Source organism: Aureimonas phyllosphaerae (assembly GCF_900113065.1).
Taxonomy (GTDB): Bacteria; Pseudomonadota; Alphaproteobacteria; order Rhizobiales; family Rhizobiaceae; genus Aureimonas; species Aureimonas phyllosphaerae.
Genome location: NZ_FOOA01000029.1, coordinates 21,568 through 28,967, shown reverse-complemented (window position 1 = coordinate 28,967; position 7,400 = coordinate 21,568). Strand labels below are relative to the sequence as shown.

The 7,400-nt window shown below is 64.6% G+C and carries 8 protein-coding genes and 2 pseudogenes; 9 read left to right on the top strand and 1 reads right to left on the bottom strand.

The window, feature by feature from the left end; genetic code table 11:
* Nucleotides 1-13: 13 nt before the first annotated feature.
* Nucleotides 14-283 (bottom strand): annotated as a pseudogene (locus tag BM175_RS20575) (transposase); the annotation flags it as partial.
* Nucleotides 284-627: 344 nt separating this feature from the next.
* On the opposite strand from BM175_RS20575, the pseudogene BM175_RS20570 reads away from it, so the two are divergent.
* From BM175_RS20570 to BM175_RS20530, 9 genes and pseudogenes are all read left to right on the top strand, one after another.
* Nucleotides 628-1,701, top strand: a pseudogene (locus BM175_RS20570) (sensor histidine kinase); the annotation flags it as partial.
* A complete protein-coding gene (locus BM175_RS20565; RefSeq protein ID WP_139224738.1) occupies nucleotides 1,678-2,076 on the top strand; it encodes a sensor histidine kinase in 399 nt (132 codons plus the stop codon). The pseudogene BM175_RS20570 and the gene BM175_RS20565, both read left to right, overlap by 24 nt.
* Nucleotides 2,073-2,450 (top strand): response regulator, encoded by a 378-nt coding sequence (locus tag BM175_RS20560; RefSeq protein WP_090966455.1) that lies wholly within the window; start codon nucleotides 2,073-2,075, stop codon nucleotides 2,448-2,450. Before BM175_RS20565 ends, BM175_RS20560 begins: the two co-directional genes overlap by 4 nt.
* A gap of 275 nt (nucleotides 2,451-2,725) precedes the next feature.
* Complete coding sequence (locus BM175_RS22495; RefSeq protein ID WP_139224737.1) at nucleotides 2,726-2,914, top strand: hypothetical protein; 189 nt, start codon at nucleotides 2,726-2,728, stop codon at nucleotides 2,912-2,914.
* A 188-nt stretch (nucleotides 2,915-3,102) separates the two neighbouring features.
* Nucleotides 3,103-4,191, top strand: coding sequence for a catalase family protein (locus BM175_RS20550; RefSeq protein ID WP_090966451.1), 1,089 nt, complete (start codon nucleotides 3,103-3,105; stop codon nucleotides 4,189-4,191).
* A 171-nt stretch (nucleotides 4,192-4,362) separates the two neighbouring features.
* Nucleotides 4,363-4,932, top strand: coding sequence for a type 1 glutamine amidotransferase domain-containing protein (locus tag BM175_RS20545; protein WP_090966449.1), 570 nt, complete (start codon nucleotides 4,363-4,365; stop codon nucleotides 4,930-4,932).
* Nucleotides 4,932-5,705 carry a meso-2,3-butanediol dehydrogenase gene (gene budC, locus BM175_RS20540; protein WP_244546099.1) on the top strand — a complete coding sequence of 258 codons (774 nt, stop codon included), beginning with the start codon at nucleotides 4,932-4,934 and terminating at the stop codon, nucleotides 5,703-5,705. Before BM175_RS20545 ends, budC begins: the two co-directional genes overlap by 1 nt.
* A gap of 147 nt (nucleotides 5,706-5,852) precedes the next feature.
* Complete coding sequence (locus BM175_RS20535) at nucleotides 5,853-6,941, top strand: catalase family protein (RefSeq protein WP_090966447.1); 1,089 nt, start codon at nucleotides 5,853-5,855, stop codon at nucleotides 6,939-6,941.
* Nucleotides 6,938-7,399: a hypothetical protein gene (locus BM175_RS20530; protein WP_090966445.1), complete on the top strand. Its 462-nt coding sequence runs from the start codon at nucleotides 6,938-6,940 to the stop codon at nucleotides 7,397-7,399. The genes BM175_RS20535 and BM175_RS20530 overlap by 4 nt, the downstream gene beginning before the upstream one ends.
* The last annotated feature ends 1 nt before the right edge of the window (nucleotide 7,400 follow it).

The following is a 7,400-nucleotide window of genomic DNA, read 5'->3' as shown; positions in this document are numbered from 1 at the left end:
GGGCTCACCAGTTTCCCGAGGCGGCCTCTTTCAAGATCAGCTTCTCCAGCGTCAGGTCCGACACGGCCTTGCGCAGGCGCTCGTTCTCCTTCTCGAGGTCCTTCAAACGCTTCACCTGGTCGGACTTCAGCCCACCGAACTCCTTGCGCCACCGGTAGTAGGTGAACGGCGTCACGCTGATCGTACGGATCGCTTCCGCAACCGGGCGGCCTTGCGACAGCAACACGTCGACCTGCCTCAGCTTGGCGACGATCTCTTCCGGCTTGTGCTTCTTCTGTCCCATTCTCGTGTCCTCCAGCGGCTCAAAAGCCTACTTCACGGAGGGCCACTTTTCAGGGGGAAGGCCAACCTTGCAGGCTACAAAGGGTACGCCCGAAAGCGGACGGCGAATACGAGATGAACTGATCGGTCGCGGACACCCGACGGTGCAGCATCAGAGCGGGTCGCATTGACCAGCTTGTAAGGCGGCATCGGACCGGACATCTACGTCCGGGGGGACCGCTGATACCTCGTCGCGTCACTTGAATTGGATGTTCAAGGCCATCGACACTCCTTGAACCATGTGCTTGGACGGCGTTGAGCGATTGCCGAGTGCCGGCCGTCCGATAGGCGAAGGTGCCGCGACGCATGACAGCAACCGACGTCAGCACCGATCATCCTGCGATCCTGGCGGGCATCCCGCAGCCCTACCTCGTGCTCGACGCCGATCTAACGATCGTGGCCGCGACGGACGCCTATCTCCGAACCACGGATCGGACGCGTGAGGACATCGTCGGCCGGCACATTCTCGAAGCGTTCCCCGAGAATCCCGAAGCGGCTGGAACCGTCGAACAGGGCCCCCTGGAGGTGTCGCTCCGTCACGTTCTGAGGACCGGCGAGCCGCATGAGATGGCGGTCATTCAGTACGACATCCCGCGCCCTGCAAGCGAGGGTGGTGGCTTCTACCAGCGTTTCTGGACCCCAGTCCACACGCCTGTGAAGGACGCGGACGGGTCCGTCCGCTACATCGTCCAGAACCCGATGGACGTGACGGAGAGCGTCAGGCGAACGCGGGAAGCCGACGCCCGCCTGCGGGTCGCTCTTCATGCCGCCGATCTCGGGTCGTGGGAGTACGAACCGGACACCGACATCTGGCGGCGCAGCGCGACGGTCGATGCGATCTTCGGCTTCGGCCCCGGAGAAGGTGGTCCCGTCGCCGCGCCCTTTTTTGCCAGGATGCATCCCGACGATCTGCCGACGGTCTTGAGCGCCGTGCAGGGTGCGCTCCAGAGCCCCGACCAGACGGTGCTTCACTTCGACTACCGGATCGTCGATCCCGCGACCGGCGCCATCAGGTACATCACGTCTCGTGGCGAGGTCCTTCGGACGTCGACGGGCAAGCCGCGGCTGATCGGCGTCATGATGGATGTCTCCACCGACCGCCTCCGCGAGGCCGCGCTGTCCGATGCGCTGAAAGCGCAGGAGAGCCTGCTCGCCCAGAAGGACGTGCTGCTCGCTGAGGTGAACCACCGGGTCAAGAACAGCCTTCAGCTCGTGGTCAGCGCTCTCAGCCTACAGGCACGGCGTCTGACGGATCCGTCGACGAAGTAAGCCTTCGAACAAGCGATTTCCCGGGTCCGCGCCATCACGTCAGTTCACGAGCGCCTCTACCGGACCGACAACCCGCTTGTCGTGGAGATGGGCGACTACCTGACAGGTCTCTGTGCTGATCTCGGCGCCAACTCGGAACTTCTAGACCTACTTCAGGTTGATGTCGAGCCTCTCCTTCTGAAGACGGAACGGGCGATACCGATCGCCCTCATCGTCAACGAGCACGTGACCAACGCCATGAAGTATGCCTACCCGGAAGGAACTTCCGGCCCGATCGTCCTGTCGTTGAAGAAGGTCGCGGGCGGCATGCTGGAGCTCAGCGTCGCCGACGAAGGCGTCGGTTTTTCCGGCGAGACGACGTCGCAGGGGCTGGGCACGCGGCTGGTGAAGACGATGGCCGCACAGATCGGCGGGCGCGTCGAGACCCTGCCGGCAGAGCGCGGCTACCGAGCTGCGGTGGTCTTTCCCGGCGATATTGGAGCATGAGCCTTTGCATCATGATCGTCGAGGACGAGATGCTGCTCGCGTTGGATCTCGAGGACATCCTGTTGGATGCCGGACACACCGTTGCCGGGCAGGCCTCGGACATGAATGAGGCGCTCGTTCTCGCCGAGCGTTGCGAGGGGCGGATCGACGTCGCCATCATGGACGTCAACCTCGCCCGTGGTTCCAACGGGGTGGAGACGGCCGCGGCGCTGCGGCAGCAGTGGAACATTCCGTCGCTTTTCGTCAGCGGGAACCTCGACGAGAAAACCCGTGCTCTGGCGGTTGCGTGGAAGCCGATCGGCTTCGTGGGCAAGCCGTACTCGGAACGGGAAGTGCTCGCCGCCATCGCATCCGTTACCAGAGCCACCGTCTGATTTCACCCCATCGGGCTGACTGGGCTTGGAGTGCGCGGACGCTCGGAAGCGGTCCCTCCGCTTTCGACCCTTCTACGTCATACATGTCAGTCCGATCGCTCCTCAGGAGCGGACATTGTTGCCACGAGTTTGCTACGGCTCGGTGTTTACATGAACACCCAGATGGCCGGGGCGTGGCTCTCAGTCTTGGAAGCGGAGGCGGCAATCACGTAATAGCGCCCCAACTATATCGTATGCCAGATATTCGCCCTTTAACGGATCGGGTCCGATCCGAGTTGATCCGCGTCGAGCACGGGACAGACGCCCATGTTGCCAAGTGCGATGTCTGCCTTGACCATTCGCCGACCGTCGCAGTGATCCCGCTCGTGGGCGGTTACGAGGTCGACATCTGCGAGCAATGCCTGCGCTTCGCCCATGGCAAACTGCGCGCCAATGCCGAACTGAATGACTGCGGCGGGCCATAGTCTCGGTGCTTGGCCTCGCCGGCGGATCTCCTCATCCGCGTGCGAAGCGCCCTCTCTCGCGTGACCGGCCATCTCGTGCGCGGGCATTGGTTCCCGCGCTCTTTGGAACCCTTCCGAGTACTTGCCCTTGTAACTCCAGCAGGCCGCGCCGCAAAGAGCGTCAGCGGCGCAAAACCGGAGATGACGCGATGGTCCGTCCGCCTCTTCCCTTCAGCCCCGACGTCGAGCAGCCGAGCGAGGGCGAGCAGAAGACGATCGACGGCATTATCCAGGGTATGACGGAGCAGTCCGAGACGGTGGAGAAGCGCGAGCACCATGCCGTGCGCGCCAGCCATGCGAAGTCGACCGCCCTTGCCGTGGGAATGCTGGAGATCCCAGAGGGGCTGCCTGCCGAACTGGCGCAAGGCCTCTTCGCCCGTCCCGGCATCCATCCCGTAGCGGTGCGTTTCGCGCAAGGGCCCGGCGAGCGCCTCGGCGACCGGGTGTCCACCCATCGCGGCATGTCGATCAAGGTCTTCGACGTGCCCGGCGAAAAGCTGCCCGGCCACACCACCGAAACGCAGGACTTCGTCCTCGCCAGCGGCCCGACCTTTCCCTCCGGCACCGCGGAGGGCTTCCTGCGCGACGGCACGGTGATCGGCAAGGCCACGGGGTTGCCGGAAGGCGCCAAAAGCGCGGTGTCCTCGCTCGCGCGTAACTTCAACAAGGCGCTGCACGCCTTCGGCATGGAGAGCTCGAAGGCCGACTTCTTCGGTCACCCGTTCTCGCATCCGCTGGCCGAGCCCTACTACAGCCAGGCGCCGATCCGATTCGGCGACTATGTCGCCAAGCTCTGCGCCTTCCCGGTCTCGCTGGCACAGGACGCGCTGGTGGACTGGCGGCTCGACCCGAAGGAGGACGAGGACGGCTTCCGCCATGCGACGGTTGCCCACTTTCGGGCGAACGAGGTCGTGTTCGAATTGCGCGCCCAGCTCTGGCGCGACGCGGACAGCCAGCCGATCGAGGATGCCTCGGTGGAATGGCCTGAGAACGTCAGCCCGTTTGTTACCGTCGCCAGGATCCGCTTGCCGGCGCAGGATGCCTACAGCGCGGCCCGTCAGCGGTACTTCGACGAAGCGATGACCTTCCGCCCGGCTCACAGCCTTGCTGCGCATCGGCCGCTCGGCTCGGTGATGCGGGCCCGGCTCCAGGTCTACCAGGCGCTGTCCGAGTTCCGGCACCGCGAGAACGGAATTCCGGAAGAAAACCCGGCAACGATCGAGGCGGTCCCAGCCTGACGGTATCAGATCGTTGGCGCCGCCGTTCCTTTCGAATGGCGTCGCCATCATCGCCCGGCATCCCTGCGACAACGCCTCCCCTCCTGGAACCTGCCCAGATACGCATCGTTCATCGGGTCCGTGCGCCTCTCACATCCGTGTCAGTGCCGCAAAGCCCCCACAGGACCATCGATGACCCTATCCAATCGCAGGATCGCCATCCTTATCTCGCCGCGTGGAACCGAGGATCCCGAGTTCGCCAAGCCCAAGTCGGCCGTGGAAGCCGCAGGCGCGACCGTCACGGTCATCAGCCTGAAGAAGGATGATGCTCGGACTGTGAACAACGACCTGGACCCAGGCTCCAGCTACACCGTCGACAAGACGATCGACGAGGTGTCGGCGGCCGACTTCGACGGACTGGTCGTACCGGGCGGTTGCGTCGGCGCGGACACGCTACGAGGCGATGCCAAGGTCGTCTCGTTCGTCCGGGACTTCTTCGCGGCTGGCAAGCCCGTCGGCGTCATCTGCCACGGGCCGTGTGTCCTCGTGGAGGCCGACGTCGTCAAGGGCCGAACGCTAACTGCCTACCCGACGCTGAAGACCGACATCGAGAACGCGGGCGGCACGTTCGTCGACCAGGAGGTCGTCACCGACCAGGGCCTCGTGACCAGCCGCAATCCCGACGACCTGCCGGCCTTCTGCGCCAAGATCGTCGAGGAGTTCGAGGAAGGCCGTCACCCGGCCCAGGCGAGGAGCGCCTGATGGCCGGCACCATGTCGAGGTTCGAGGGCAAGGTCGTGGTGGTGACGGGCGCAGCGTCCGGCATCGGCGAGGCGGCGGCCAAGCGCTTCGCCGCCGAGGGTGCGTCAGTCGTGCTCGCCGACAAGGATGCGGAAGGCCTGAAGCGGGTGGCAGGCGAGATCGGCGAACGCGCCGTGCTTCACGAGACCGACGTTTCGGACGGTGCTGCCTGCGAGGCGCTCGTCGCCTTCGCGGTGGAACGGTTCGGTCGGATCGACGTCCTCGTCAACGACGCCGGGGTCGACCACCTTAGCCGGATCGACGAGGGTCCGTTTTCGGACTTCACGAAGGTGATCGAGACGGATCTCTACGGTGTCGTCCATATGAGCCGGGCCGCGATCGCCGAACTCCGGAAGACGAAGGGCGCGGTGATCAACTTATCCTCCGCGTCCGGCCTTGGGGGCGATTGGAACCACGCCGCCTACTGCGCGGCCAAGGGCGCCGTCACCAACTTTACGCGGGCGTTCGCGATGGACGAGGCCAAGAACGGCGTGCGGGTGAACGCGGTGAACCCGTCGCTGACCTATACCCCGTTCACGGAAGGAATGAAGGACCAGCCGGACCTCATCGCGAAGTTCGAGGAGCGCATCCCCATGGGCCGGGGCGCCGAGGTCGACGACATCTCGGGCGTGATCGCGTTCCTTGCAACGGAGGACGCCCGTTACGTGACGGGCGTGAACCTTCCGGTCGACGGCGGTCTTTCGGCATCGAATGGCCAGCCTGCGCTGAGCTGACATACTGAGTTGGGCGGGGGCCGGCTCTTGCCAGTTCCTGCCCTCTATCGACCTCAACGGATAACGGCCGCACAAATCATTCGTGCAGCCAGGAACTTGGAAGGCAACCAACCCTTCTTCCTCTCGAGTTTAGAGAGGTTCCACACCATGACACTCGCTGCGCCCGTTCGCTTTTCCCCGTCCGTCGAAGACATCCAGCCTGACGAGCAGGAAACCATCGCTGGACTGAACGACACGTTCGATACGATCCTGGAGACGACGGCAAAGGACTACGGCCATGCGGTCCGTTCGGTTCATGCCAAGGCGCACGGGATCCTCGAAGGGAGGCTCCGGATCGCCGACGATCTCCCGACTGAACTTGCACAGGGTCTGTTCGCCAAGCCCGGTGAGCACACGGTCTACATGCGGCTCTCCACCAACGCCGGGGACATCCTCCCGGACGCGATCTCGCTACCTCGTGGGCTTGCCATGAAGGTTCTTGACGTCGAGGGCGAGCGCCTTCCGGGCGCGGAGGGAACGACGCAGGACTTCATCATGGTCAACGGCCCGGTGTTCCAGGCCAAGACCGCAGCCGACTTCCATGGCAGTCTGAAGATGCTGGCCAAGACCACCGACAGGCTGGAAGGCACAAAGACGGTCATGTCCTCGGTCCTGCGCGGCGTGAACAAAGCGTTGGAATCCGTCGGCGTCGAGAGCCCAACGCTTCAGTCCATGGGTGGCGCGCCCAACGTCGATCCGCTCGGCGAGACATACTACAGCGTCACGCCGTTTCGGTACGGCGACTACATCGCCAAGTTCTCTGTCGTCCCCGTGTCGCCTGACCTCACCGAGCTGACGGGTCGCGAGATCGACGCCAGCGACAACGAGACCGCCATCCGCGACACCGTCCGGGCCGAGATGGGGACCATCCGTGGTCGCTGGGAGTTGCGCGTCCAGCTTTGCCGCGACCTTGAGAAGCAACCGGTCGAAGACCCGACGGTAGAGTGGAAGGAGGACGAGGCGCCCTTCCAAACCGTGGCGACGATCACGGTCGAGCCGCAGGACAGTTGGGCTCCCGAGCGCGTCCAGGCGGTTGACGAGGAGATGCGCTTCGGCATCTGGACCGGGCTCGCGGCCCACCAGCCGCTTGGCAACATCAACCGCGCCCGCAAGGCTCCCTACGAACACTCCGCAAAGTTCCGCGAGCGGTTCAACGGCTGCCCGATCCACGAGCCGTCGACGAGGACGGGCGCATGAACGGATTGCGCCTCCTCGGCGCCGTCGCAGGCGGTATGACCGCCGGGATCTGCATCACGGCACTGCTGGTAGCAGGCGAGCGCAAGAGCGGTCGGCCGTCCGAGCTCGCCGATCTGGAACGTGCCGCCGAGGCCCGGCTCGGTTTGCGGGTTCGGGATCATGGTGCGCTTCCGGGTCCTGGCGAACAGGCGGTGATTCAGGGAGGCCATCTCCTCCTCTCAGTCGCCGCGGGTGCGACCTATGCGGCCGTCACCGACGAGGACTCAGGTGTCCTCTCGTCCGGGATCCTGTTCGGTCTGTCCTTCTACGCCGCCATGCACTGGATCGTCGGCCCGCTTCTCGGGGTGAAGAAGCCGGAATGGCAGGCTGATCCCGCGACGATCGGCATGCACACGGCGAACCATCTCCTGTTCGGTCTCGCGACCGCGGCGGGCGCCAGGCTCTTCAGCCGTCGCTGAC

Coding starts and splice junctions, on each gene's coding strand:
- BM175_RS20565 (WP_139224738.1), top strand. CDS start 1,678: ATGGGCGACTACCTGACAGGTCTCTGTGCTGATCTCGGCGCCAACTCG.
- BM175_RS20560 (WP_090966455.1), top strand. CDS start 2,073: ATGAGCCTTTGCATCATGATCGTCGAGGACGAGATGCTGCTCGCGTTG.
- BM175_RS20550 (WP_090966451.1), top strand. CDS start 3,103: ATGGTCCGTCCGCCTCTTCCCTTCAGCCCCGACGTCGAGCAGCCGAGC.
- BM175_RS20545 (WP_090966449.1), top strand. CDS start 4,363: ATGACCCTATCCAATCGCAGGATCGCCATCCTTATCTCGCCGCGTGGA.
- budC (WP_244546099.1), top strand. CDS start 4,932: ATGGCCGGCACCATGTCGAGGTTCGAGGGCAAGGTCGTGGTGGTGACG.
- BM175_RS20535 (WP_090966447.1), top strand. CDS start 5,853: ATGACACTCGCTGCGCCCGTTCGCTTTTCCCCGTCCGTCGAAGACATC.
- BM175_RS20530 (WP_090966445.1), top strand. CDS start 6,938: ATGAACGGATTGCGCCTCCTCGGCGCCGTCGCAGGCGGTATGACCGCC.